This is a genomic window from Peptostreptococcus canis, from assembly GCF_014229965.1.
Lineage (GTDB): Bacteria > Bacillota > Clostridia > Peptostreptococcales > Peptostreptococcaceae > Peptostreptococcus > Peptostreptococcus canis.
Window position 1 is genome coordinate 609,552 of record NZ_JABGBW010000001.1, and the last position, 25,321, is coordinate 634,872.

Annotated in this window: 24 protein-coding genes and 1 other annotated feature; of the genes, 22 read left to right on the forward strand and 2 right to left on the reverse strand. The window is 29.4% G+C overall.

Annotated elements, in window-relative coordinates; all coding sequences use genetic code 11:
• The first annotated feature begins 101 nt into the window (after window positions 1–101).
• From HLB29_RS02865 to thrS, 5 genes are all read left to right on the forward strand, one after another.
• Window positions 102–974, forward strand: a complete 873-nt coding sequence (locus tag HLB29_RS02865) for a hypothetical protein (RefSeq protein WP_185623615.1) — start codon at window positions 102–104, stop codon at window positions 972–974.
• A gap of 7 nt (window positions 975–981) precedes the next feature.
• The gene (locus HLB29_RS02870) at window positions 982–2,217 is read left to right on the forward strand and encodes a glycosyltransferase family 4 protein (RefSeq protein ID WP_185623616.1); all 1,236 of its coding nucleotides are present in this window, start codon (window positions 982–984) and stop codon (window positions 2,215–2,217) included.
• Between the two features lie 105 nt (window positions 2,218–2,322).
• Entirely contained in the window at window positions 2,323–3,051 is a 729-nt protein-coding gene (locus HLB29_RS02875; protein WP_185623617.1) for a DUF6873 family GME fold protein, read from the forward strand.
• Window positions 3,052–3,080: 29 nt separating this feature from the next.
• Window positions 3,081–3,692 (forward strand): DUF445 domain-containing protein, encoded by a 612-nt coding sequence (locus HLB29_RS02880; protein ID WP_185623618.1) that lies wholly within the window; start codon window positions 3,081–3,083, stop codon window positions 3,690–3,692.
• A gap of 70 nt (window positions 3,693–3,762) precedes the next feature.
• Window positions 3,763–3,980, forward strand: a binding site (T-box leader).
• 72 nt (window positions 3,981–4,052) lie between these two features.
• Window positions 4,053–5,978: a threonine--tRNA ligase gene (gene thrS / locus HLB29_RS02885; protein ID WP_185623619.1), complete on the forward strand. Its 1,926-nt coding sequence runs from the start codon at window positions 4,053–4,055 to the stop codon at window positions 5,976–5,978.
• A gap of 176 nt (window positions 5,979–6,154) precedes the next feature.
• On the opposite strand, the gene HLB29_RS02890 is transcribed toward thrS, so the two are convergent.
• On the reverse strand, window positions 6,155–6,994 hold the full coding sequence (locus tag HLB29_RS02890) for an endo alpha-1,4 polygalactosaminidase (protein ID WP_185623620.1): 840 nt from the start codon (window positions 6,992–6,994) through the stop codon (window positions 6,155–6,157).
• A 95-nt stretch (window positions 6,995–7,089) separates the two neighbouring features.
• Window positions 7,090–7,668, reverse strand: coding sequence for an ECF transporter S component (locus tag HLB29_RS02895; RefSeq protein WP_185623621.1), 579 nt, complete (start codon window positions 7,666–7,668; stop codon window positions 7,090–7,092).
• A 303-nt stretch (window positions 7,669–7,971) separates the two neighbouring features.
• On the opposite strand from HLB29_RS02895, the gene HLB29_RS02900 reads away from it, so the two are divergent.
• The 17 genes from HLB29_RS02900 (at window position 7,972) to HLB29_RS02980 (ending at window position 25,309) form a co-directional block, all read left to right on the forward strand.
• Window positions 7,972–8,838, forward strand: a complete 867-nt coding sequence (locus HLB29_RS02900) for a methionyl aminopeptidase (RefSeq protein ID WP_207719508.1) — start codon at window positions 7,972–7,974, stop codon at window positions 8,836–8,838.
• A 169-nt stretch (window positions 8,839–9,007) separates the two neighbouring features.
• Window positions 9,008–9,706 carry a 5'-methylthioadenosine/adenosylhomocysteine nucleosidase gene (locus HLB29_RS02905; RefSeq protein WP_185623703.1) on the forward strand — a complete coding sequence of 233 codons (699 nt, stop codon included), beginning with the start codon at window positions 9,008–9,010 and terminating at the stop codon, window positions 9,704–9,706.
• 75 nt (window positions 9,707–9,781) lie between these two features.
• Window positions 9,782–10,789: a tryptophan--tRNA ligase gene (gene trpS, locus HLB29_RS02910; RefSeq protein WP_185623622.1), complete on the forward strand. Its 1,008-nt coding sequence runs from the start codon at window positions 9,782–9,784 to the stop codon at window positions 10,787–10,789.
• Between the two features lie 270 nt (window positions 10,790–11,059).
• Window positions 11,060–11,536 (forward strand): signal peptidase II, encoded by a 477-nt coding sequence (gene lspA, locus HLB29_RS02915; RefSeq protein ID WP_330604373.1) that lies wholly within the window; start codon window positions 11,060–11,062, stop codon window positions 11,534–11,536.
• Window positions 11,536–12,483 (forward strand): RluA family pseudouridine synthase, encoded by a 948-nt coding sequence (locus HLB29_RS02920; RefSeq protein WP_243155069.1) that lies wholly within the window; start codon window positions 11,536–11,538, stop codon window positions 12,481–12,483. The genes lspA and HLB29_RS02920 overlap by 1 nt, the downstream gene beginning before the upstream one ends.
• 23 nt (window positions 12,484–12,506) lie before the next feature.
• A complete protein-coding gene (pyrR, locus tag HLB29_RS02925) occupies window positions 12,507–13,037 on the forward strand; it encodes a bifunctional pyr operon transcriptional regulator/uracil phosphoribosyltransferase PyrR (protein ID WP_185623624.1) in 531 nt (176 codons plus the stop codon).
• Between the two features lie 78 nt (window positions 13,038–13,115).
• On the forward strand, window positions 13,116–14,879 hold the full coding sequence (locus HLB29_RS02930) for an Rqc2 family fibronectin-binding protein (protein WP_185623625.1): 1,764 nt from the start codon (window positions 13,116–13,118) through the stop codon (window positions 14,877–14,879).
• Between the two features lie 89 nt (window positions 14,880–14,968).
• Window positions 14,969–15,796 carry an alpha/beta fold hydrolase gene (locus HLB29_RS02935; RefSeq protein ID WP_185623626.1) on the forward strand — a complete coding sequence of 276 codons (828 nt, stop codon included), beginning with the start codon at window positions 14,969–14,971 and terminating at the stop codon, window positions 15,794–15,796.
• Window positions 15,797–15,946: 150 nt separating this feature from the next.
• Window positions 15,947–17,230 (forward strand): cell wall-binding repeat-containing protein, encoded by a 1,284-nt coding sequence (locus tag HLB29_RS02940; protein WP_185623627.1) that lies wholly within the window; start codon window positions 15,947–15,949, stop codon window positions 17,228–17,230.
• A 311-nt stretch (window positions 17,231–17,541) separates the two neighbouring features.
• Window positions 17,542–18,423 (forward strand): YicC/YloC family endoribonuclease, encoded by an 882-nt coding sequence (locus HLB29_RS02945; protein ID WP_185623628.1) that lies wholly within the window; start codon window positions 17,542–17,544, stop codon window positions 18,421–18,423.
• A 12-nt stretch (window positions 18,424–18,435) separates the two neighbouring features.
• Window positions 18,436–19,062 carry a guanylate kinase gene (gmk, locus tag HLB29_RS02950; RefSeq protein WP_185623629.1) on the forward strand — a complete coding sequence of 209 codons (627 nt, stop codon included), beginning with the start codon at window positions 18,436–18,438 and terminating at the stop codon, window positions 19,060–19,062.
• Complete coding sequence (rpoZ, locus tag HLB29_RS02955) at window positions 19,056–19,322, forward strand: DNA-directed RNA polymerase subunit omega (protein WP_185623630.1); 267 nt, start codon at window positions 19,056–19,058, stop codon at window positions 19,320–19,322. The genes gmk and rpoZ overlap by 7 nt, the downstream gene beginning before the upstream one ends.
• Window positions 19,323–19,359: 37 nt before the next feature.
• Window positions 19,360–20,586, forward strand: coding sequence for a bifunctional phosphopantothenoylcysteine decarboxylase/phosphopantothenate--cysteine ligase CoaBC (gene coaBC / locus HLB29_RS02960; RefSeq protein WP_185623631.1), 1,227 nt, complete (start codon window positions 19,360–19,362; stop codon window positions 20,584–20,586).
• A gap of 71 nt (window positions 20,587–20,657) precedes the next feature.
• Window positions 20,658–23,135: a primosomal protein N' gene (priA, locus tag HLB29_RS02965; protein WP_185623632.1), complete on the forward strand. Its 2,478-nt coding sequence runs from the start codon at window positions 20,658–20,660 to the stop codon at window positions 23,133–23,135.
• A gap of 32 nt (window positions 23,136–23,167) precedes the next feature.
• Window positions 23,168–23,617 carry a peptide deformylase gene (gene def / locus HLB29_RS02970; protein ID WP_185623633.1) on the forward strand — a complete coding sequence of 150 codons (450 nt, stop codon included), beginning with the start codon at window positions 23,168–23,170 and terminating at the stop codon, window positions 23,615–23,617.
• A 1-nt stretch (window position 23,618) separates the two neighbouring features.
• On the forward strand, window positions 23,619–24,548 hold the full coding sequence (gene fmt, locus HLB29_RS02975; RefSeq protein WP_185623705.1) for a methionyl-tRNA formyltransferase: 930 nt from the start codon (window positions 23,619–23,621) through the stop codon (window positions 24,546–24,548).
• Window positions 24,549–24,625: 77 nt separating this feature from the next.
• Complete coding sequence (locus HLB29_RS02980) at window positions 24,626–25,309, forward strand: zinc metallopeptidase (protein ID WP_185623634.1); 684 nt, start codon at window positions 24,626–24,628, stop codon at window positions 25,307–25,309.
• The last annotated feature ends 12 nt before the right edge of the window (window positions 25,310–25,321 follow it).

A 25,321-nucleotide genomic window follows, 5' to 3' on the forward strand; every position in this document is an offset into this window, starting at 1 on the left:
TAAATGTGCTATTTAAGCTAAATACATGTTATAATAAAATATACAGGAATTTTTTGATAGCATTTTAATTTACATTTTAAAAAATAAAAAGGGAAAGAGATATGAGTTATAAAATAATTAATATTAAAGCATTATGTACGCCGGGTACAAATGTATACAATGAAGATATAAGCGGTTTTAACGAAAATTATGTGTGGATAATAGACGGTGCAACAGGTCTAAGCAGGACTAACCATATGCCCGATCACACAGATGCAAGATGGTATTCTTATTGGTGGGATAATTATCTTAGAGAAAATGCAACTGCGGATATAGAAATCGATGAACTTATAAAAAAGGGAATTAAAAAGGTAAGAGAAGATTTTACTTCCAATTTATTTAGGGACTATGGGATAGGTTTTTCAGATCTGGCAAAGATAGAGCATCCGTCTGCATCAATAGCAATAGTCAAATTAGATGGGGAAAAAATGCATTATTTGGTATTAGGCGATTGTAGAATATATACAAATGATGAAAAGATTCCGAGGATAGCAGATGAAAGTGTGTCAAAACTAGATGAACAGGTTTTTGAGTCTATGAAAAACTTAAATGATTTCGGGTATATTCATATATCCGAAATCAGAAATATGGTAAAAATGCAAATAATAGAAAATAGACTAAAATATAATACTGATGAAGGGTATTGGATTTTAAGTTTTGATGAAAAAGCAGTAGATAAGGCTTTAAAAGGCACAATAGAATTAAACGATAATACGAAATTTATGATGGCTACAGATGGGTATCATGCACTTTCTGAAAAATATAAAATGGTTGAAGAAAGCGAACTATTGGATAAAAGTTTTGAAAAAGGTTTAGCATATATGTTATCTGTACTTAGAGAATTTGAAAACGATGAAGAAAAGGTAAGATTTATACCTAGATTCAAGGATATGGATGATTGTACATCTGTAATATTTGAGTGTGTAAAGGAGTAATATTGATATGAAAATTTTGCATATAAGCGCTCAAAAACCCGATTCTACAGGAAGTGGAATATATTTAAGTGGGCTTATTAAAGGAATGATGCAATTTTCATCGGAGCAAGCACTAATAATAGGAATTGATTTGTGTGATTCAATTGAAAAAATTTATGAAAAATTTGATAACAGGATAGATATTTATCCTATGATATATAATAAAGGTGTTTTAGATTTTGATGTACCCGGTATGAGTGATAATATGCCGTATAATAGTACGAAATACAGTGACATAACTGAAACTCAGGCCAAACATATAAAAGAAGAGTTCGAAAAAATTTTGGAAAATGCTATAGATGATTTTAAACCGGATATAATTTTATGTCATCATTTGTATTTTGTGACATCTATAGTGAGAAATAAATATCCTAATAAAAAAGTCGTATCTATTTGTCATGGTACCTGTATAAGGCAAATTCTAAGTAATAACTTTCAAAAACAATTTATATTAGATAATATAAAAAAACTTGACATGGTATTTGCTCTTCATAAAGAGCAAGCTAATCAGATAGAAAAAGTATACTGCGTTGATAGTAAAAAAATAGTAGTGTTGGGAAGTGGATTTGATAACACTATTTTTTATAATAAAGGATATAAAAAAGAAGGTACAATAAAGTTAACTTATGTGGGAAAAATATCTTATAGCAAAGGACTAATTCAGCTTATTAATGCTTTAGACAACGAAAAAAGAGAGTTTAAAAATCAAATTGAATTAATGATTGTTGGAGATGGAAGTAATAAAGAAGAAGTAAATTATATAAAAAAATTAGCACTTCAAAGCGAGGTTAAAATAATATTTACCGGTAGAGTAAATCAAAATGAATTATCCCAAATACTAAATAATAGTGATATATTTGTCCTTCCTTCATTTTATGAAGGTCTTCCATTGGTAATATTGGAGGCGCTTTCATGCGGTAATTATGTAATTACGACTGATATACCGGGGATTAAAGAATGGATAGGTGATGAGATTAATAGCAGTGGTTTGATTCAGTATGTGAAACTTCCCAGAATGAAAAGTGTTTCAACACCCTATGATGAAGATATAAATGAATTCGAGCAAAATTTAAGAAAAGCAATATTTGAAGCAGTTAAATATAGATGTGAATATTCAAATAGGGGAAAATATATAGATATTTCTCAATTATCATGGAGTAATTTGTCTAAAAAATTATATGAAAATCTATGTTCATTAAATTAATATAGACTTAATTAATAAAATATCAAGTTATAGATTATTATAAATTTATATTAATTTAGACATAAGGATGTTTTATATTTCGAATGGAGAAAATGATATACAAAAATGAATAAAGAAATAATGGAAAAAAGAAAGAGATATGCAATTATAGATTATAGAATGGATAATCCGACAAGGAAGTCTCTTTTGGATGAAGGATTTATATTGATAGATTCTTTTAAAAATAATAATGTGTATAATGCAATTAATGGACATGTTGATATATCTCTATTTTATAACGGGGAGATTTTTGTAGCTTCAAAAGAATCTTATAATTATTACTATAATGCATTAAGTATGTATAATATTGATAAAAAGATTATTTCGGGAAACACTTACTTAAATAGTAAATATCCAAAAGATGTTAGATATAATCTGTGTTTTTCGGGAAAATATTCAATAGGTAACTTTAACTATATAGATGAAAAAGTAATCGAAGTTGTAGAAGAATATGAAAAAATTAATGTAAAGCAGGGGTATTCTAATTGTTCAATACTAGCTGTTGATAAAAAATCGTTTATAACATCTGATTCTGGGATATATAATACTTTGAAATCTAATGGCATTGATGTTTTGAAAATTTCGGAGGGAAATATATCCTTATTTGGTATGAACTATGGATTTATCGGAGGTGCAAGTGCAGTATACGGAAACAAAGTATATTTCTTTGGTAATATAAAATCACATCCGGATTTTAAAGAAATTTTAAATTTTATAGATTATAGAGGAAAGGAAAGTATAGTTCTTGGTGATGGTATTTTGAAAGACTACGGGAGTATGTATATAGTCGATTAAATTTAATATACTAAGAAAAGGTGAGATAAATGTTGGATTATGGAGTTTTAATAAAAATTTTGACTATGGCAATAGTCGGAGGTATTATTGGTTATGTGACAAATGTATTGGCAGTAAAAATGCTATTTAAACCAATCAATCCGATTAAAATACCCATATTAGATTTTGAAATAGTTGGACTGATTCCAAAAAGAAAATCCGATATAGCGAAAAATATTGGAACAACAGTTGGTGATCAGCTTATTGACTATGATGAATTAATATCGAATATGGTAAAGGAAGGGGACAAGGAAAAATTAAAGCAGGTTTTGAAAGATAGAATTTTTAGAGTAGTAGAGGAAAAGGCCAATTTTATACCATTTATTTTTAGAGGAAAAGTATTTGAGGTAGTCGATCAAATTGTGGATAGTGAATTTGAAGAAGGTTTTGATGAACTAGTTATTACTGCAAAGGAGAAGATAATAGCAAGAATAGATATTGCTGAAATGATAGAAAATAAAATTAATAAATTAGATTTAGTCGAGTTAGAAAATATTATTTTAAGTATTTCAAAAAAAGAGCTAAAACATATTGAAAATTTAGGATTATTACTTGGTTTTTTAATAGGGATAGTTCAAGGCATTCTTTCGATTATTCTTTAAGAAACATAATAAAAAAAACAGATGGTATTGCAATTGGTATTTTATTGTGATATTATGATAGAAATGAATGATTTGTGCTATGAAAAAGGAAGAGTAGGATTGAGTTCGTCTACCAGAGAATTGGATCGCCGGCTGAAAGTCCATAAGATTGAGCAATTTGAAAACTACCTTTGAGCAGGGTTTATTAGCCTATGGTGAAAGTACCCGGTTGACTGCCTTAAAGTCTTTCGAGAGGGTATAAGTTATTATACCAACTTGGGTGGAACCGCGATTTACATCGTCCCAATTTTTTCGGGGCGATTTTTTTATTGAAAAAAATCCCCTATAACTTGAAAATAGGAAAAAATGGAGGTAAAAAAGATGATTAAAGTTGAGTTGAGAGATGGTAATATAGTGGAAGTTGAAAGTGGCTCATCATTATTTGATATTGCAAAAGGTATTAGTGATGGGTTTGCTAGAAGTGTATTAGTAGGTTCTGTTGATGGAAAATTAGAGAGCCTGAATAAAGTTATCGATAAAGATTGTAAGGTTAATTTTTTCAGATTTGACGATGCAGAAGGTAAAGAGGTATTTAGACATACGTCAGCCCATATATTTGCTCAAGCAGTTAAGAGAATTTGGCCGGAAGCAAAATTAGCAATAGGACCAGCTATCGAAAATGGTTTCTATTATGATATAGATTTAGATTATAGATTAGTTCCGGAAGATTTGGAAAAAATTGAATCGGAAATGAAAAAAATTGTGAAGGAAGATTTGAAGATTGAAGGTTTTGAAGTTCCTAGAGACGAAGCTATAAAGTTAATGGAAGATATAAAAGAAGATTATAAAGTTGAAATGATAAAAGATCTTCCGGATGAAGAGGTTATTTCCATGTATAGACAGGGAGAATTTTTGGATTTATGTCGCGGACCACATCTTCATACAACTAAAAAGGTCAAAGCATTTAAGTTATTAAGTATAGCAGGCGCTTATTGGAGAGGTGACGAAAATAATAAGATGCTTCAAAGGGTATATGGTACTTCATTTGAAAAAAATAAAGATTTGGAAGCCCATCTAAAAATGATAGAAGAAGCAAAGAAGAGAGATCATAGAAAAATTGGGAAAGAAATGGAATTATTTATGATTCCTGAAGAGGGACCTGGATTTCCGTTATTTTTACCAAGAGGTATGGAACTTAAGCTCGCATTAATGAAATACTGGGAAGAAATACATAGAGAAGATAAATATGTGGAAATTGAAACACCAATTATTCTTAACAGAAAGTTATGGGAAACTTCCGGTCACTGGTTCCATTATAAGGAAAATATGTATACTGTTCAAATAGATGAAGAAGATTATGCGATAAAACCTATGAACTGTCCCGGTTCAATGTTATTTTACAAAAGCAAATTGCATTCATATAGAGATTTTCCAATGAGAGTCGCTGAAAGAGGTAGAGTGCATAGACATGAATTATCAGGAGCTTTACATGGTTTAATGAGAGTTAGAGCATTTACTCAGGATGATGCGCATATATTCATGTTACCTGAACAAATTACAGATGAAATAAAGGGCGTTGTAAAACTTATAGACAAAGTTTATACAAAATTTGGTTTTAGTTATCATGTAGAATTGTCTACAAGACCGGAAGATTCAATGGGAACTGACGAAGAATGGGCAATAGCTGAAGATGGATTGAGAGGAGCTCTTGAGGAGCTGGGAATGGACTATATTGTAAATGAGGGTGATGGTGCATTTTATGGTCCGAAGATAGATTTTCATTTGAAGGATTGCTTGGGAAGAACTTGGCAGTGTGGTACAATACAGCTTGATATGCAGCTTCCTCAAAGATTTGATGCAAGTTATATAGGAAAAGACGGTGAAAAACATAGACCGGTAATGATTCATAGAGTTTGTCTTGGTTCAATTGAAAGATTTATAGGTATACTTATTGAAAACTATGCGGGTAAATTCCCTGTTTGGTTAGCACCTTGTCAAGTAAAGGTAATTTCAGTATCTGATAAGTATAATGATTATGCAGATAAAGTGAAAGAAGAACTATTCCAAAACGGAATAAGAGTTGAGTTGGATGATAGGGCTGAAAAAGTCGGATTTAAGATAAGAGAAGCACAACTTGAAAAGATACCTTATATGATAGTTATAGGTGAAAAGGAAAGTGAAAGTGATATGATATCTGTCAGATCTAGAGAAGAAGGAGAATTAGGTTCAATGAAAATGTCTGATTTCCTATCTAAGATAAATAAGCAGATTGAAGAAAGAGAAAATGTGGAAGTAGAAGTATTATAAAAATCAGTTATTTATATTTTTATTATATAGTTATATATACTTTTTTATATAAATATAGAGGTTTTGGAAATACTAAAATCACTGAATTATATTGTGAGATAAAAATATGGGGCTATATACCGGACAATGTTTGTCAAGTAATATAGCCCTTTGTATTATATAATAATTGATTATATTTATCTGTCCAATTCAATTGTATTTGAAATATATAGGATATAACCATTTTGCTTACAGTATCTTTTTATTTGGTCAACATTTGTATTTTTCGCATATTCTAAAATATAAATATCAATATTATTTTGACTGCATAATTTCAGATATTCAAGCAAGTAATCTGTAGTTTCCTTTTTTTGAAATCCAAATTTATTATTTTGAAAATCGATTGAAGTAAAAACAGTTTCCTGATTTATACCATCAATTATATTTATGTGTTCTTTTCTTCTTATGGCTTCTTTTACGAAATGATCTCCTCCATTTATTATGATTGGTAAATTATAATTTTTTAGTTCTCTTAACATATCCATAAGACTGGAATACACTTTTTCATTTTGATAGTGGTAAAAGACATCTGCGTTATCAATAAAAAAACCATCTATATTTTTATCAAATAGTGATTTAGCAATATTATTCAAAAAATAGTTTTTCCATTCTTTCCTGGTTACATCAATCCAGTATTCACCTTTCCAATTTTTATATTTTTTAAGTGTAATATTTTTAAAGCTAGGATAGTAAAATCTAAAATCCTCTATAGATCCTATGTTTATATAACTATAAACTTTTTGCCTATTTCTGTGAAATTTGTTTATTTGTCTAGAAGAAATATTCGCTGCATCAACCACTACAGTATCATATTTTTCAATATTTTTTATATTGCTTAAATTTTCTTCCGTTGCACCGATAAATACTCCATATATATAATCACTGGATTTTTTATAATTGAAATAAAAAATTGATGCTATTAGCGTGATAGAAATTATAAACAAAGTAGTTTTTTTTGTGAAAATTTTGCATTTCATTGAAATTTCACCCTCCCTAAATAATATTTTGATTTGTAAAAAGTGAATATACAATTATATTATAATATAAAATTTAGAGTGGGCAAAATAAATGATTATAATAAATTTGAGTTTTTTAATATAGGTCTTAATGCTGTGTGGATTATATTGGCAATTATAATAGTAGTGATTGCGTTGAAAAATGTAACTCCTGCACTTAATTTTGCAAGTATTGTGGCTACATCAGCTGGTTGACCTAATAAATAAATTTTATAAAAATAACCAACAACAGGATCTGCTACAACATTAAACGCCATTGCAACTATAGATGCAATTAATGACCATTTTAGTATATATTTTTTATCATGACTTTCATTAATTTTGGCGTATTTATGTGCTATTGCTCCTATAATTAAACCTATACAAAGTTTTAATATAAAGGTTTTTGGTGCTACAAGTATGTATACGGGATCCATTATATCAGCTATAGTCATTCCAATTGCACCTGCCAGACCACCATACCATCCCCCTAATAAAAGCGCGGCAAGTACTAAAAATACATTTCCAAAATGTATAGAAGTTGCATCACCACCAGGAACAGGTATCTTAATTTGTAAAAAAGTAAAAGTTATAAAGCATAGTGCGGCAAGTATACCAGCCTGTACGATTTTAAGAAGTTTTTTGTTCTTATTCATTTTAAATAATTCCTTTCATATAATTTTTTGTATTTTCCAAGAAATAAATATAATAACTGGAAGCATTATCTATTATTGTTATTATTGTAAAAATAGATAAAGGTATCAATAAATACAATTCTAGATGTAGTGTTGTAAAAAGTCAATAAATAACAATACAATTGAAAATAAAAAAAGAATGTAACGATACAATTTTTAAGGTGGAATATTATGATTGGACGTAAACTTATAAAAGTAATGATAATAGCTACAATTTTGTGGTATTATATAATTATTGAATTTGTATTAAAAAAGGAGAAAATTATGCAGAATAGAAACGAAAAATGCTGGTGTGGCAGCGGGCAAAAATATAAAAAATGCCACATGGAATTTGATGAAAAGATAAAAGAGTATGAGTTAAAGGGACATATAGTTCCGGATAGATATATTATAAAAACACCAATGGAAATTGATAAAATAAAAGAAAGTGCTGTTGTAAATACAGGAGTATTGGACTATGTGAGTCAGAATATAAAAGCAGGAATGAGCACTGAGGATATTGATAAGCTCGTTTATAAATATACTACTGAAAATGGTGCTATTCCGGCACCATTAAATTATGAAGGGTTTCCAAAGAGTTGTTGCACATCATTAAATAATGAGGTTTGTCACGGTATACCTGATGAAAATATAATATTAAAAGATGGGGATATAATCAATGTGGATGTATCTACTATAAAAGACGGATATTTTTCTGATGCATCCAGGATGTTTATTATCGGGGAAACAACAGAAGAAGCCAGAAAACTGGTAGAAGTCACTAAAGAATGCTTAGAAATAGGAATTGCTCAGGTTAAACCATGGGGACATATAGGTGATATAGGTGCTGCTATTCAAGAATATGCTGAAGAAAGAGGGTATTCCGTAGTTACAATGTTCGGAGGACACGGTATAGGGAATGAATTTCATGAAGAACCATTTGTATCACATGTGGGAAGAAGAGATACCGGTATGTTAATGGTTCCGGGAATGGTATTTACTATAGAGCCAATGATAAATACAGGTAGGCCACAAGTGTATGTTGACAAAAAAAATGGATGGACTTCATATACAATGGATGGTTCTTTGTCTGCTCAATGGGAGCATCAGATATTAGTAACAGAAGATGGCTGTGAAATAATATCTTTCTAATTGTCAAATACCAATGTAAATCATCAAGATATTATTAGCTAGTGATTTAATTATAGAATTTTGCTTTTTAAATTATTTTTGATATAGTAAATTATATGATATGAGTATTAAAAATGTGATTTAAAGATGATTCAATCAGAAAACAATGATAAATAAGGGGATACAGATGATAAAAAAAATAGGAATAATAGGAGCTATGGAGGAAGAGGTTTCAGTTTTAAACTCCATGATTGAAAATAAAAAGACCATAAATATAGCGGGTTTGGAATTTAATGAAGGAACAATATACAAAAAAGATGTTGTAGTAGTGGAATGTGGTATTGCAAAGGTTAATGCCGCTATGTGCACTCAAATTCTAATTAGTGAATTTAATGTTGATGCGGTGATAAATACGGGTGTAGCGGGTGCATTACACAAGGGACTGAATATAAATGATGTAGTAATATCAACTGATGCTATTCAGTATGATGTTGATGCATCGCCTATGGGAGACCCGGTAGGAACTATTCCAAGGATGAAAATTTCTACATTTATTGCGGATAAAAGACTTATAGATTTAGCCTATGAGGCTTTTCGAGAAGAAGATACGGAATATAAAGCATATAAGGGTAGGGTGGTGACTGGAGATAAGTTCGTTGCTGATAACGAAACAAAAAATATACTTAGAGAAAAATTTAAAGGATATTGTTGTGAAATGGAGGGTGGAGCAATAGCACATGTCGCATATTGTAATAATATACCTTTTGTAATTATTAGAGCAATATCTGACAAAGCCGATAGCAGTGCGGATACTTCTTATGAAGAATTTGTTACAAAGGCTGCTATTACATCAAAAGATATGGTTCTTGGCATTTTAAAAAGAATATAAAATATTGGAAAAATTTTAAAATAAGTGATATAATAAAATTATATAACCATTGCAATAACTAAAGGAGATAGAAAAATGAATGAACAGGGTAAAAAAGTAATATTCAGTGGTGTGCAACCATCAGGTAAGATGACTTTGGGGAACTATTTGGGAGCTTTAAAAAGTTGGACTAAGTTGCAGCATGAATTTGAATGCTATTTTAGTATGGTAAATATGCATGCTATAACAGTTCCACAGGATCCTGAAGTATTGAGAAGACAAACTATAGAACTATTAGCACAGTTTATAGCATGTGGTATAGATCCGGATTTAAACACTATTTTCATTCAATCACATGTACGTGAACATGCAGAGTTAAACTGGGTGCTTTGCACGATGACATATATGGGTGAATTAAATAGAATGACTCAGTATAAAGATAAATCAAAGAAAAGTGAGGCAAATCTGAATGCAGGTTTATTTACATATCCTGTACTTATGGCTGCAGATATACTACTATATCAAACGGATGTTGTTCCGGTAGGTGATGATCAAAAACAACATTTGGAATTAGCTAGAGATTTAGCTATGAGGTTCAATAATAAATACTCTGATACTTTTATTGTTCCGGAAGGATATTATCCAAAAGAAACAGCAAGGGTGATGAGTTTACAGGAACCGGAAAAGAAGATGAGCAAATCTGACTCGAATGAAAATGCATTCATATTACTTGCAGAAGACGCTGAAACCACAGCAAAAAAGATTAAGAGAGCAGTAACAGATTCTGTTGGAATAGTTAAATACACTGATGAACAGCCTGGATTAAAAAATCTAATTAATATTTATTCGGCAATTACCGAAAAACCGGTAGAAGAAATAGTATCTATGTATGAAGAAAAAGGTTATGGAGCATTTAAGGGCGAAATGGCTGAAATAGTAGTGGAAAGTCTTAGGCCAATTAGAGAACAATATAAGTATTTATTGGAAAACAAAGATTATTTAGAAAGTATATATAAAAAAGGTGCAAAAAAAGCTGAAATCAGGGCTAATAAAACACTTAGAGATGTGTACGAGAAGATTGGATTTATTGGAAGAAACTTTTAATTTATATAAAAATGAGGGCAACTCATTAGTCAAATAATTTACTTTTTATAAATTGTAAAAGATAAGACTTTTGGGGCAGCCCTATTTTATTGCATATATACAAAGTTATAATTTGACTTTTATGTTATAATTTAAATAGTATTATGAAAAATCATAAAAAAGTTATAGTAACATAGGAAAATGATATATAAATGATTTATAGATTATTTATTTAATTTATAATTATATTATCATAGTGATAAGTATATAAATAAAAAGTCCAGTAAAATAATATTAAGAGGTTTAATTATGTATGAATTATTAATAGTTATATTAGTAGGAATTGATCAGATAACAAAATATGTATCTCAGAATATGCTTCAAGAAAATTCAAGTATAAGTATTATAGAAGGTATTTTTGATTTAACATATGTAGAAAATAGAGGTGCAGCTTTTGGGTTATTTCAAAATAAGCAATTCATATTTGTGGCAATAGCTATTTTAGTCACAATCGTAGGTATAGGATATATACATAAGGTAAAGAATAATAAACTATCAAAGATTTCAATTGCAATGATAATTTCAGGGGCAATAGGAAATTTAATAGACAGAATCAGACTTGGTTATGTTATAGATTTTTTTGATTTTAAATTTATATGGAGTTATGTGTTTAATTTTGCTGATGTATTGGTAGTTTTGGGTACAATATTGCTTTGTATATGTATGTTTTTTGAAGAAAAAAAGAATTCATTAAATGGTGGTAAATGATGATTAAAAAAGATTTAGTAGATTTTGAGCGAGAAATAGATGTATTTATTGTAGATGATAAAAATGAGAAAAAGAGATTAGATGTATTTGTATCTGAACAATATAGAGATATGTCCAGAAGCACTATTCAAAAATTTATTAAGGAAGATAGAATAATTGTAAATTCAAAGGTGGAAAAAGCCAGTTATAAAGTGTGTCTAAATGATTTAGTTCAGGTTGAAATTCCCGAACCTGAGGAACTAAATATAGAAGCCCAGGATATAAAGATAAATATAATTCATGAAGATGATGATATTCTTGTTGTAAATAAAGAGCAAGGCATGGTGGTACATCCGGCACCCGGAAATTACGATAAAACATTGGTTAATGCGATAATGTATCATTGTCGTGATAATTTGTCTTCGATAAATGGTGTAATTAGACCGGGGATAGTACATAGAATAGATAAAAATACATCGGGACTTTTAGTTATAGCAAAAAACAATTACGCCCATCAATTTTTAGCCGAACAATTCGCTGTACATTCTATTACAAGGGAATACGATATGATAGTTTCAGGAAATGTAGAATGGGAAAATTATACTGTAGATAAGCCAATAGGAAGAAATCCTAAGGACAGAATGAAGATGGCCGTTGTAAATAGTGGCGGAAAAAGAGCGGTAACTCATTTTAAAGTGGTAGAAAATTTAAATGGTTTTACATATATGAGAGCTACTTTAGAAACTGGAAGAACACACCAAATCAGAGTTCACTGTAATTATATGAAGCATCCAATAGTTGGCGATAATTTATATGGATATAATTTAAAAAGATTTACAAAACTAAAAGGACAGATGCTTCATGCTAGAAAATTAGGATTTATACATCCTACAACAGAGGAGTATATAGAATTTACTTCTCCACTTCCCGATTATTTTAGTGATGAATTAAAAAAACTAAGGGCATAAAAATAGAATTAGAAGGTGATAGTATGTTAGAAAAAGCTAGAATTATGGATGAAAAAGCAATGTCTAGAGCTGTAACTAGAATTAGCCATGAAATAATAGAAAAAAATAAAGGTGTACAAGATATTTATATAATAGGCATAAAGTCTAAAGGAATTCCGCTTGCAAAAATGATAGCGGATAAAATAGGTCAAATTGAGAATTCAAAGATAGATTGTGATTTTATAGATATAACGAGATATAGAGATGATATAACTCATGATAAAATATTGAGTACAGTAGATGAAAATTTCAATTTAGATGTTGAAAATAAAACAGTTGTACTTGTAGATGATGTACTGTATACGGGAAGAACTATAAGAGCGGCATTGGACTATATTATAGATAATGGAAGACCAAAACTTATTCAATTGGCTGTTCTTGTGGATAGAGGACACAGGGAATTACCTATAAGGGCAGATTATGTTGGTAAAAATGTACCAACATCAAAAAATGAATTGGTTCAAGTGAAATTTAAGGAATTTGATGGTGAAGATTCAGTAATTATTTGTGAATAACTTGAAAGACAAAGGTTCAGTAGTTATTTATGAGTAACTTGAAAATAAAAAATAGATAATTAGATAAGAGGTAGTAAAATGTCATTCGATGGTGTAGTAATAAATTCACTTGCAGGAGAGTTAGACAATATATTGGCAGGTTCAAAAATAGATAAAGTATATCAACCGGAAAAAGATGAAATTTGCTTAAAGATAAGGGGGAAAAATGACAATTATAAACTAATTTTAAGTGCAAGTGCATCATATCCCAGAGTTTATTTAGCAAATCAATATGAGAAACAAAATCCTAAAAAAGCACCCGTATTTTGTATGACCTTAAGAAAGTATATACAAAATGGGATAATAGTGGGAATTGAACAGGTTGGGTTTGAAAGGATAGTAAAAATTTCAGTGGATTCCTATGATGAATTAAGAGAAAAGACAACCAAGGAGTTATATATAGAAATTATGGGAAAACACAGTAATATTATACTGGTTTCCAAAAACGAAAACAGAATAATAGATTCTATAAAAAGAGTTCCCTTTAGCATTAGTAGGTTAAGACAAATTTTGCCAGGTATAGAATATGAGCTTCCACCTTCACAAGATAAACTAAATCCTATGAAAAAAATAGAAATTGAGGATTTAAAAGATAGATTTGAGAAATTTGATGGAAGTTTATACAAAGCTATTTACTCAAATATTCAAGGATTTTCACCATTAATAGCAAAAGAAATATGTCATAGGATAGGGCTAAATCCGGAACTTCCGGCGAATAAAAGTTTTTTATACGATTATAAAAGAATTTGTGATCAAGTAAATTCTATGTCGGAAATGTTGATAAAAAAAGAATATTACCCAAACATTATAATAGATGATAATAGTGATAAAATAATAGAATTTAGTTCTATTAAATTATCGGTATATGAAAATTTTAAGGAAATAAAATATGATAGTATGTCGACTGCAGTAGAAGAATATTATCAGATGAAAGATATAAAAGACAGAATAAAACAGAAATCTTCTGTTATGAAAAAAAATATTTCATTAAGACTTGATAGGATAAATAATAAAATAAAAAAACAAGAAAAAGAACTTAAAGAGGCGGAAAAAGCGGAAGAGTATAAAATAAAAGGAGAACTTATCACTTCATATATTTATTTGATAAAACAAGGTATGAAAAGTATAAGATTGGCGAATTTTTATGATGAAAATAAAGAGATAGAGATTTCATTAAAAGAAAACTTGTCCCCTTCTGAAAATGCGCAAAAATATTTTAAAAAATATAATAAATTGAAAACTGCTAGTGAAGAGTTAAGCAGACTAATTATAGGAAATAAGGAAGAGGCAGAGTATTTAGAAAATACGATTTTAAGTATAGATAACTGTGAAAGTAATGTCGAACTAAAAGAAATTAGAGAAGAATTGATAAGAGAAGGGTATATTAAATCATATAAAATTCCAAAGAAAAATAATAAACCAAATACTGAGTTATTAAAATATATATCATCAGCTGGAAATATAATTATTGTGGGTAAAAATAACAAACAAAATGACTATCTTACATTGAGACTTGCTGATAATGAAGATATGTGGTTTCATACGAAAAATATTCCGGGTTCTCATGTACTTTTGAAATGTGCCGGAAAGAAAGTTGATGAAAATGAGATAAGAGAAGCTGCATTGTTGGCTGCATATTATAGTAAAGCTAAAATGTCTTCAAATGTTCCGGTGGATTATACTATTAGAAAAAATGTGAAAAAACCTTCTGGTGCAAAGCCGGGATTAGTAATATATGAAAAAAATAAAACAATATATATTACTCCTAGTGAAGAAGAAAAGTCAAAAATAGTGAAATATTAAAAAATATAAAAAGTAGAATAAAAAAAATCGATTTGAAATATTTAAACAATAAAGATAATGAGGGGAAAAAATGAAGGAAAGTGAGTAATATGTTTTTTAAAAATAAGGATAATATGGAAATTTTTTATAAGGATAGCGGAAATATTGATGACAAACCAATAGTTTTTTTGCATGCATGGGGATCAAATCATACGGATTTTGATTATACATTCGAAAATTTGGAAGGGTATAGAAGAGTAGTGTATGATCATAGAGGCTTTGGAAATTCAGAAAAACCGGAAAAGAAAATATCTTTGAAGCATCTGGCAAATGATTTATATGATTTAATCGGATATTTGGAATTAAAAAATGTAATATTGGTAGGATATTCGATGGGAGCTTCAGTGTTATACAAATATATTGAATTATTTGGGACAAATAACATTTCAGCAGTAGTAATATGTGATATGACACCAAAAATGACATGTGATAACGAATGGAAGTATGGCATTTTGGATGGTAAATATAGCAAAGATGATGTGCTAGAAACCATGGCACTTCATTTTGATGATTTAACAGAAGCATATATGCAGCTATATAAAGCGATAGATCCGTCTTTAAATGAAAAAAATGATAGAGCTCTTAAAAGAATGATAGAAATCGATTTAAGCAAAAATTCATACTATTCAATTACAGCAATGTGGTTTTCTCTTTGCTATGAAGATTTTAGAAAATCTATAAAAAAAATAGATATTCCAACAGGATTGTTTTTTGCTCATCCCGGTTCGTTAATTAATCCTGAAACTGTAGAATATCTCGAAAGTCATATAAAAGATACCTACACTCATATTTTTGAAGAATCTACACATAGCTTTGTAAATTGTAAACCAAAAAAATTTATGAATGAATTAAAAATATTTCTTGAAAGAATTAACTAAGTTTTATTAGATAAAAATATATTTTAAAATGATTTGAAATACGTCTTAATAGCCTGAAAACCCTTTTAATATACATTGATTTATGTTATCATTTGTTTAAGAAGCATGTAGGAAAATTTAATTATATTTCACAAATTAGGAGGGGTTTTTATGAATACGAAAAAAATGTTATCTGTATCAATTTCATTAGTAGTATTGGCATCTAATATGTCTTATGTGGTGGCAAATGAAGCAGATAAAAAAGAAAGTAATTTAAAAAATACCATAATAGAAAAAGTGAAAAAAAGTAAATTTTTAGGGTACAGCTATGATTTGGGTAGATACCCATATAAACTTAACAAAAATAGATACAGGGAATTGATCTTAAAGGAAATCAATAATGCCACTTTTTCTGTTATAAGTAATTCTTATGAGATAAAAGGGTATCCTTTTATGCTTGTGGGAGATAATTTCAAAATTGGATTACTTAAAGAAAAAAGTGGCGATATGTTTATAGGAACTTTATATTACGGAGAAAGTAGTATAGTATTTAAGACAAATAAAAATATTCAAGAAAAAATAATTAAAATATGTGAAGAAGCAAATAATGTAAGTATAGATTTGAAAACAGATAATTTATATATGGACGATAATAGTAAAATAAAATCTGCAGTTGGAATATCTAGAAGGACATTTGGTAGATCAAAAAACATTGTGCTGATAGGGGATGAGAGTATACCGGATTCATTATTGGCAGCTGGTTTAGCCGGATATTTTGATGCCCCAATACTGTTATCGCACAAAGATAAAGTTAGTAAAGATTTATTAGAAGAGTTGAGTAGATTAAAGGCGGAAAATATATATGTTGCATCCGGGAAAAAATGGATAAGTGAATCTATATTAACTGAATTATCGGAAAAAGGATATAATATATTTGATTGCTCAGGACAAAATAGATATGAAACATCAAAGAATATAGCCCAAAAAATCAAAACGGATAATAAGTATATTTTGCTTAGTGGTCAGAATTTTAATGATATATCGTCTATTTCAACTTATTCCTATGATAAAAAAATACCTATTTTGTTGACTGGAAAATCTCAGATACCTATGTGTAATTACGATTTAATAAATCAAAACTCTCAAATATTGGCTATTGGGGGTTATAATACAATTTCAAAGGATGTATATTCACAATTAGATAAAAAGAAAGTACAAATTAATAGGATATCAGGTAAGAATAGATTTGATACATCTGAAAAAATTGTCAAAAAATTATATCCTGATTCAAGTGGTTATATATATCAATCAGACAAGTCATTTTTTAATAATATTATTATATCACCTTTTAGTGCAAAATCAAAACGACCTATACTTATTAAAACAGTTGATGAATTAAATGAATTACAGAATAAATACGGATATGAAGATATTAATCATGTGTTTATTAAATAATTAAAACAATAATGATTTAAAGTAGTATTTTATGTTTATATAATGTTTAGCGTTGATAGTAAATATTTTATAATTGTCGGTACAGTTGACAAAAATGTATAGTTTACTTTCAACGCTATTATTTTAAATAAGAAAAATAAAATTCTCGCTATACGAATTTATAGATTCTCATTTATCAGTGTGTAACATATATGTTGATATATAAGAAGAAATATTGATTATAAAGGATTTACTGGTATTTTATTTTCAGTGTACGTATGTTATAATGTAGGGTAGACTAATATTTAATTAAAAAGAATTGGAGAATTATTATGGCTATAAGTATGACTGGATTCGGAATCGGTGAATACAAAAATGAGGATTATAGTATATCAATTGAGTGTAAAACAATCAATCATAAATATTTAGATATTAATCCCAGATTACCGAGAAAATTTCTTTTTTTAGAAGATAAATTAAGGCTTTTAATAAAAGATTATTTAAATCGTGGTAGAGTTGATATTTTTGTGAAATTAGAAACTTTAAATAGTACTGGAACTTGCTTAAACTATGATAGAGAATTAGCAACGCAGTATTTTAGTGTATTAACAAAAATAAAAGAAGATTTTGATATATCACAAGAGATAAGAATAAGGGATATTGCCAGATTTCCAGATGTTGTAACGGTTTCAGAAAGTGAGGAAGATGAAGAAATTCTTTGGAAAATGCTAGCTGAAGCTACAGAAAATTGCATGAAAAAGCTATGTGAAATGAGGTATATTGAAGGTAAAAAATTGGAAACCGATATATTAGAAAGATCTTATTTGCTGGAAAAAAATATATTGGAAATTGAGAAATTGGCTTATACAGTAGAAATTGATTATAGAGAAAAATTACAAAATAGAATAGCTGATTTACTAGAAGATCCCGGTATTGTAGATGAATATAGACTTGCTCAGGAAGTTGCTATATTCGCTGATAAATCTAGTATTACAGAAGAAATAGTTAGATTTAAAAGCCATATTGTCCAATTGAGGAATACAATTATTTTAGATGAATCCATAGGTCGAAAAATGGATTTTATAATACAAGAAATGAATAGAGAAACGAATACTATAGGTTCAAAGGCTTCAAATATTAATATTACTAATTTAGTAATTGATATAAAATCTGAATTGGAAAAGATTAGGGAACAAATTCAAAATGTTGAGTAGATGGAGGATATTATGATTAATAAAAAAGGTTTGCTGTTGGTGCTTTCCGGACCAAGCGGAACTGGAAAAGGTACGATTTGCAAAAAGTATTTGGAAAAAAATAAAAATGTTAAATTATCCATATCTGCTACTACTAGAAAACCTAGAGAAGGTGAAATAGAAGGTATTAGTTATTATTATAAAACAAAGCAAGATTTTGAAGAGATGATCAATAATAACGAATTTTTAGAGTATGCCAGTATTTATGACAATTACTATGGAACGCCTAAGAAAGCCATTTTTGATGAACTTGAAAAAGGGAATGATGTAATTCTTGAAATTGAAATGCAAGGTGCCATGCAAGTCAAGAAGGCGTATCCGGAAGCAGTATGTATATTCATATTGCCACCAAGTCTTTTAGAATTAAAAAATAGAATCGTTGGCAGAGGTACAGAAACGCCTGAACAGATAGAAAAAAGATTTAATAGTGCCTATGATGAGATAAAAAAATTAGGAGACTATGATTATTTTATATTTAATAATGTAGTGGAAAAATCCGTTGAGGAAATTCATGGAATAGTTTATTCCGAAAAGAATAAAGTAATAAGATATAAAAATGAAATTTTAGATATGTTCGAAAGGGAGTTAGAGAAATGTTAAAACCATCGTTAAATGATATAGTAGAAAAGATAGATAATAGATATTACCTGATAGCTACAGTCTCAAAGAGAGCTAGAGAAATAGTAAATGGAGAAGAAGCACTGGTTGAAGCAAAAGAAACTGATAAACCGGTTGTAGTTGCTAGTGAAGAAATAATTCATGGCAAGGTGGGATATAGGCTTCTAACGGATGAAGAAATAAAAGTAAAAGAATTGGCTCACAAATTGGAACAAGAGAGAAAATTGATGGAGCAAGATTAATTTCAATAAAATCTATGAACTAAAGGAAGTGAATTAGATGTTAGATAATAAGACAATAGTTGTTGGTGTTACTGGAGGCATAGCAGCATATAAAGCATGTGATGTTGTAAGTAAATTTAAAAAACTAGGTGCCAATATCCACGTTATTATGACTGAATCTGCTTGTGAGTTTGTAAGACCTATGAGTTTTCAAACTCTTAGCAATAATTTTGTCATAAGTGATATGTTTGAAGAGCCAAAAACTTGGGAAGTAGAACATATTGAGTTGGCAAAAAAGGCAGATGCTTTTTTAATAGTGCCAGCAACTGCAAATTTTATTGGCAAACTTGCTTCGGGGATTGCCGATGATATGCTGACTACCACAGTAATGGCAACAAAGTCACCGGTTATAATTGCACCGGCAATGAACACCAATATGTATGAGAATAAAATTGTTCAAGACAATATAAATAAACTTGAAAAGTATGGATATAATTTTATAGAACCGACATCAGGGCTTTTGGCATGTGGAGATATAGGGAAAGGAAAGTTGGAAGATGTTGATATTATTGTAGAGTATGTGGATAATTTTTTCAATAATAGCTATAAAGCAGGTAATAAATCGGATTTTTTCGGAAAAAAAATTATAATCACTGCCGGTCCGACAATTGAATCAATAGATCCCGTAAGATATATTACAAATAGATCTTCCGGTAAAATGGGATATGCAATTGCTGAAGAAGCAGTAAAAAGAGGGGCAATAGTTACTTTAGTATCCGGAAAGACAAATTTGAAAGTTCCGGAAGGTATTGAAAAATTTATTGGTATAGAGAGTGCAGAAGACCTTTATAACACTCTAGTTGAAGAGTTTGATAAAAATGATGTGGTTATACAGAGTGCTGCCGTTGCTGACTATAGACCAAAATCATATTCTGATAAGAAGATAAAAAAAAGTGATGATGATTTAGTAATTAAATTGTCTAGAAATAAAGATGTTGCTTATGAATTAGGAAAGATAAAAGGCGATAAAATTTTGGTGGGCTTTGCGGCTGAAACTAATGACGTATTGGAAAATGCAAGTAGAAAAATAAAAAAGAAGAATTTGGATTTTATTGTTGCTAATGATCTTACAAAGGCGGGTGCCGGATTTAATTCTGATACAAATATTGTTAAAATAATTGACTCTAAAGGGAATATTTTCGAATATCCAAAGCTTCTGAAAAAAGAAGTGGGAAATTTGATTTTAGATAAAATCAAAGAAGTAATAGATAATAGGAATAAATAGAGAATATATAAGTTGATAGGGAAATTTTTGATTTCCCTATTTTTAAATGAATTTTCGAATGGAGGTGCAAAATGTATATTGATGTTATTTTGAGAAACAGAGGTAAATTTTCAGATATGTTATTTACATATAAAGTACCTTCTTTTTTGGAAAAAGACATAGAAATGGGCCATAGAATTAGTGTACCATTTGGAAATTCGAATAAGCCAATAGAAGCTATAGTTGTAGAAAAGAAAAATGATATAATGGCTGACGATATAAGTAAAATAAAAATAAAAGAAATTATTGATATTATAGATGAAAAACCATTGCTAAATAGAGACAGTATAGAAATGCTTTTATGGATAAGGAATAGATATATGTGTACATATAATGATGCATTAAATTTATTTTACCCAAAAGGATATAGTTATACATCTAGAAAAATTATATCTCCTGTGAAGTCAATTTCAGAGCTGACAATTGATGAAGAATCATCCTTGTCAAATAAAGAGAGAAAAATATTAAATGAAGTTTATTTAAACAATGATGAATTGCAATATGATGTTGCCGTAGAAAATTTTTCAAACTATTCTATAATGAAATTGAAAGAAAAAGGACTATTAAAGATTTCCTGGGTATATAAAGAAAGTAAAAATGAAAAATTTGTGAAATACTTGTATCTGGAAAAGAGTGTGGATTTCATAAAAGATTTTATAGATAATAATAAAAAAATAGGTCCAAAGCAAAGGGAAGTATTGGAATTTTTGATACAAAATGATGGAACTGATTTTCAAACAATTAGTGAATTGTTGGAAGTGACAAATGTTACTATTAAAAGTCTGGAGAATAAAGGTTTAATAAAAATAGATGAAGAATCTATTTTTAGGAAAAATAAATCTATATATGTGACTCAACAAAGCGAAGTCGTATTAAATGATGAACAAAAGAATGTATATAATTCGATAAAACAAGGAATTGAGGATGGAAATTCAAAACCATATTTAATTTATGGAGTAACGGGAAGTGGAAAAACTGAAGTTTATTTGGAATTAATAAATTATGTTTTAAATCAAGGGATGGATAGTATTTTTTTAGTTCCCGAGATAGCACTCACACCTCAAACTATTGCAAGAGTAAAAAATAAATTTGGGAATATAGTGGGCGTTTATCACAGTCAATTATCTGAAGGTGAAAAACATGATATTTTTAGAGAAATAAAGAATGGAAATATAAGAGTAGTTATTGGAACCAGATCGGCTATATTTTTACCATTTGATACCCTTGGACTTGTAATAATTGATGAAGAACATGATTCAAGTTATAAATCGGAAAAAACACCAAAGTACGATACAATAGAAATTGCCAGATATATGGCTTTCAAGAGAAATAATACAGTTATTTTAGGTTCGGCGACACCTTCAGTTGCCGATTATAAACTGGCTTTAGATGGAGAATATAAATTATTGAAATTATTGAATAGAGCTAACAGTATGAATATGCCTGAAATTGAAGTGGTAGATATGAGAGAAGAATTGCATAGGGGTAATCCATCTCCAATAAGTAAAAAATTGTTATCAGAAATATCCAAAACTTTACACGAAAAAAATCAAGTTATACTTTTTTTAAATAAAAGAGGCTATGCAAATGTAATGACTTGTAAAGACTGTGGAAAGGTGTTTAAGTGTAAAAATTGTGATATTTCACTAACTAACCATAAGCACGATGGTAAAGGAATATGTCATTATTGTGGATATGAGGAAAAAATACCGGATGTTTGTCCCGGATGTGGAGGAAATCATATAAGTAATATAGGAATAGGAACTGAAAAAGTGGAAGAAATAATAAGTAATTATTTTCCAAACAATAAGGTTATTAGATTGGATAAGGATACGACAAAGAAAAAAGGAAAGCTAGAGAGTATTTTAAGTAAATTTAATAAAGGTGATGCTGATATACTGGTTGGAACACAGATGCTTAGCAAAGGTCATGATTTTGAAAATGTTACATTAGTAGGAATTATATCTGCAGATATGATGCTGAACTATCCGGATTACAAATCTTTTGAAACCACATTCCAGTTGATAACTCAGGTGTCAGGAAGAGCAGGAAGATCGGAAAAAGAAGGGAAGGTAATACTTCAAACATATAATACAGAAAATTTCGCCATTACTAATGCTGTAAACTATGATTATATCGGTTTTTATAATGAGGAAATAAACCTTAGAAAGGCATTTGGATACGAACCTTTTAATAACATATTAAGAATTGTTTTTTCGGGTAAAAATCTTAATATGGTAAAGAATAATGCTTTTAAGTTTAGTGAAACAATAAAATATTTAATGGATGAGAAGAATTATAGTATAGACAAAAATATTTTAGGTCCGAATGAATGCTCTATTAGAATGATAAAGGATAAATATAGATGGCAAATAATTATAAAAGATTATGGTATAGATATTAAATATCTAAAATCTATGGTAAAATTTATTTGTATAACAAAATATAATGATATCTTTGACAAAGAAGTAGAAATAAATATAGAATTAAATCCAAATTCTTTTATTTGATAATTTATAGTTTTAAATTTGAGGAGGATAAAATGGCAATAAGAAATGTATTAAAGATGGGAGATCCCGTATTAAATAAAAAATCGAAAACTGTAACTGATTTTAATGAAAGGCTTCATACCTTACTTGATGATATGGCAGAAACAATGTATGCAGAAGATGGTGTAGGATTGGCAGCTCCACAAGTCGGGATATTGAGAAGGGTATTGGTTGTAGATATTGGAGAGGGGCTAATAGAACTTATAAATCCTGCAATTATAGAATCTACCGGAGAACAAACTGATATAGAAGGCTGTTTAAGTGTTCAGGATTTTGTGGGAAAGGTAACAAGACCACAATATGTTAAGATACAAGCACAAAATAGGTATGGTCAAAGTCTGGTAATTGAAGCAGAAGATTTCCTGGCTAGAGCGTTTTGTCATGAAATAGATCACTTAGAAGGCATATTATTTGTGGAAAGAGTTGAGAAAGGCGAGAAGTAGAATGCGTATAATATTTATGGGAACACCGGATATTTCGGTAAAAACTCTGGAAAGACTTATAGAAGATGGTCATGATATAGTAGGTGTTGTTACTCAACCGGACAGACCAAAAGGTAGAGGTAATAAAATTTCCGTTTCACCTGTCAAGGAAGTAGCTTTAAAACACAATTTGAAAATATTTCAACCTGAAAAAGCTTCCTCTCCGGAATTTACAGCTGAATTAAAGGGATTAAATCCGGATTTAATTGTTGTAATAGCTTATGGTCAGATATTAAAGAAAAATTTACTTGAGATACCAAAATATGGATGTATAAATGTACATGTTTCCCTTCTTCCAAAGTTGAGAGGGGCTGCTCCTATTAACTGGGCAATTATCAACGGGGATAAGAAAACAGGTGTTACTATTATGTTTATGGATGAGGGACTTGACACTGGAGATATTATAGATGTAAAAGAATTCGAATTGGATAATGAAATAACAGCTGGTGAGCTTCATGATTGGATGATGGTTGAAGGGGCTGAACTATTGGTTAAAACCGTTAGAAATATAGAAAGTGGAAATTATACAAGAACAAAGCAAAATGATAATGAGTCCACGTATGCACCAATGATGGATAGAAATTTAGGGCATGTTGATTTTTCAAAGTCGGCTGAAGATATTCATAATTTGGTGAGAGGGACCATACCTTGGCCTGGTGCATGGTGTGAGTCTGACTATGGGAAGATAAAAATATGGAAAACAAAGGTAATAAATCAAAATAGCTCTAAAACTGTTGGAGAAGTAATAAAAGTAGATAAAGATGGTATTTTGGTTTCCTGCAATGATAAATGTTTGCTAATAAAAGAAATTCAAATGCCAAATAAAAAAAGAATGCCAGTTTCAGAATTTATTAAGGGTAATAGTATAGAATTAGGAAGTATACTTAGATAATTGACTATGTAATTATGAAAAAAATAATTATATTGTTTAATTAGTGAATATATATTATTGAGTGATGAGGTGAAATTATGTTTTATGGTTTTTACGATCCGACTTTTATAATACTTATACCAGCTATATTGCTTTCAATGTATGCTTCTATAAAAGTAAACACAACAACAAAGAAATATTTTGAGGTTAGAGCATCAAAAGGAATGACAGGTCAGGAAGTCGCAAGGCGAATATTGGATCACAATGGTCTGAGAAGTGTTCCTGTATATGCTGTGGAAGGTAATTTGACAGATCATTATGATCCTAGAAATAAAACCGTTAGTCTTTCAAAAGAGGTATATTATGGTACATCAATAACATCTGTAAGTGTCGCAGCTCATGAATGTGGTCATGCTATACAAGATCAGGTATCATATGCCCCAATGTTATTTAGAAGTGCTATAGTGCCGGTTGTCAATTTTGCATCTTCATTATCTTGGATTATAATTATGGCAGGGTTCTTTTTTATTAGAGATTTGCTATGGATAGGAATAATTTTATTTTCGGCAACGGTAATATTTCAGATCGTTACACTGCCGGTAGAATTTAATGCGTCAAGTAGAGCATTAGCTCAACTGGAAACTCTGGGGATTTTAGGGCCAGAAGAAAAAAAACAAGGAACTACTGTGCTAAGAGCAGCTGCTCTTACTTATGTTGCAGCAGCATTGTCATCGGCTCTTCAGTTATTAAGGTTGATACTAATAGCAAGAGATAGAGATTAATAAATTTAGATA

Coding starts and splice junctions, on each gene's coding strand:
- HLB29_RS02865 (WP_185623615.1), top strand. CDS start 102: ATGAGTTATAAAATAATTAATATTAAAGCATTATGTACGCCGGGTACA.
- HLB29_RS02870 (WP_185623616.1), top strand. CDS start 982: ATGAAAATTTTGCATATAAGCGCTCAAAAACCCGATTCTACAGGAAGT.
- HLB29_RS02875 (WP_185623617.1), top strand. CDS start 2,323: ATGAATAAAGAAATAATGGAAAAAAGAAAGAGATATGCAATTATAGAT.
- HLB29_RS02880 (WP_185623618.1), top strand. CDS start 3,081: ATGTTGGATTATGGAGTTTTAATAAAAATTTTGACTATGGCAATAGTC.
- thrS (WP_185623619.1), top strand. CDS start 4,053: ATGATTAAAGTTGAGTTGAGAGATGGTAATATAGTGGAAGTTGAAAGT.
- HLB29_RS02890 (WP_185623620.1), bottom strand. CDS start 6,994: ATGAAATGCAAAATTTTCACAAAAAAAACTACTTTGTTTATAATTTCT.
- HLB29_RS02895 (WP_185623621.1), bottom strand. CDS start 7,668: ATGAATAAGAACAAAAAACTTCTTAAAATCGTACAGGCTGGTATACTT.
- HLB29_RS02900 (WP_207719508.1), top strand. CDS start 7,972: ATGCAGAATAGAAACGAAAAATGCTGGTGTGGCAGCGGGCAAAAATAT.
- trpS (WP_185623622.1), top strand. CDS start 9,782: ATGAATGAACAGGGTAAAAAAGTAATATTCAGTGGTGTGCAACCATCA.
- HLB29_RS02920 (WP_243155069.1), top strand. CDS start 11,536: ATGATTAAAAAAGATTTAGTAGATTTTGAGCGAGAAATAGATGTATTT.
- pyrR (WP_185623624.1), top strand. CDS start 12,507: ATGTTAGAAAAAGCTAGAATTATGGATGAAAAAGCAATGTCTAGAGCT.
- HLB29_RS02930 (WP_185623625.1), top strand. CDS start 13,116: ATGTCATTCGATGGTGTAGTAATAAATTCACTTGCAGGAGAGTTAGAC.
- HLB29_RS02935 (WP_185623626.1), top strand. CDS start 14,969: ATGTTTTTTAAAAATAAGGATAATATGGAAATTTTTTATAAGGATAGC.
- HLB29_RS02940 (WP_185623627.1), top strand. CDS start 15,947: ATGAATACGAAAAAAATGTTATCTGTATCAATTTCATTAGTAGTATTG.
- HLB29_RS02945 (WP_185623628.1), top strand. CDS start 17,542: ATGGCTATAAGTATGACTGGATTCGGAATCGGTGAATACAAAAATGAG.
- gmk (WP_185623629.1), top strand. CDS start 18,436: ATGATTAATAAAAAAGGTTTGCTGTTGGTGCTTTCCGGACCAAGCGGA.
- rpoZ (WP_185623630.1), top strand. CDS start 19,056: ATGTTAAAACCATCGTTAAATGATATAGTAGAAAAGATAGATAATAGA.
- coaBC (WP_185623631.1), top strand. CDS start 19,360: ATGTTAGATAATAAGACAATAGTTGTTGGTGTTACTGGAGGCATAGCA.
- priA (WP_185623632.1), top strand. CDS start 20,658: ATGTATATTGATGTTATTTTGAGAAACAGAGGTAAATTTTCAGATATG.
- def (WP_185623633.1), top strand. CDS start 23,168: ATGGCAATAAGAAATGTATTAAAGATGGGAGATCCCGTATTAAATAAA.
- fmt (WP_185623705.1), top strand. CDS start 23,619: ATGCGTATAATATTTATGGGAACACCGGATATTTCGGTAAAAACTCTG.
- HLB29_RS02980 (WP_185623634.1), top strand. CDS start 24,626: ATGTTTTATGGTTTTTACGATCCGACTTTTATAATACTTATACCAGCT.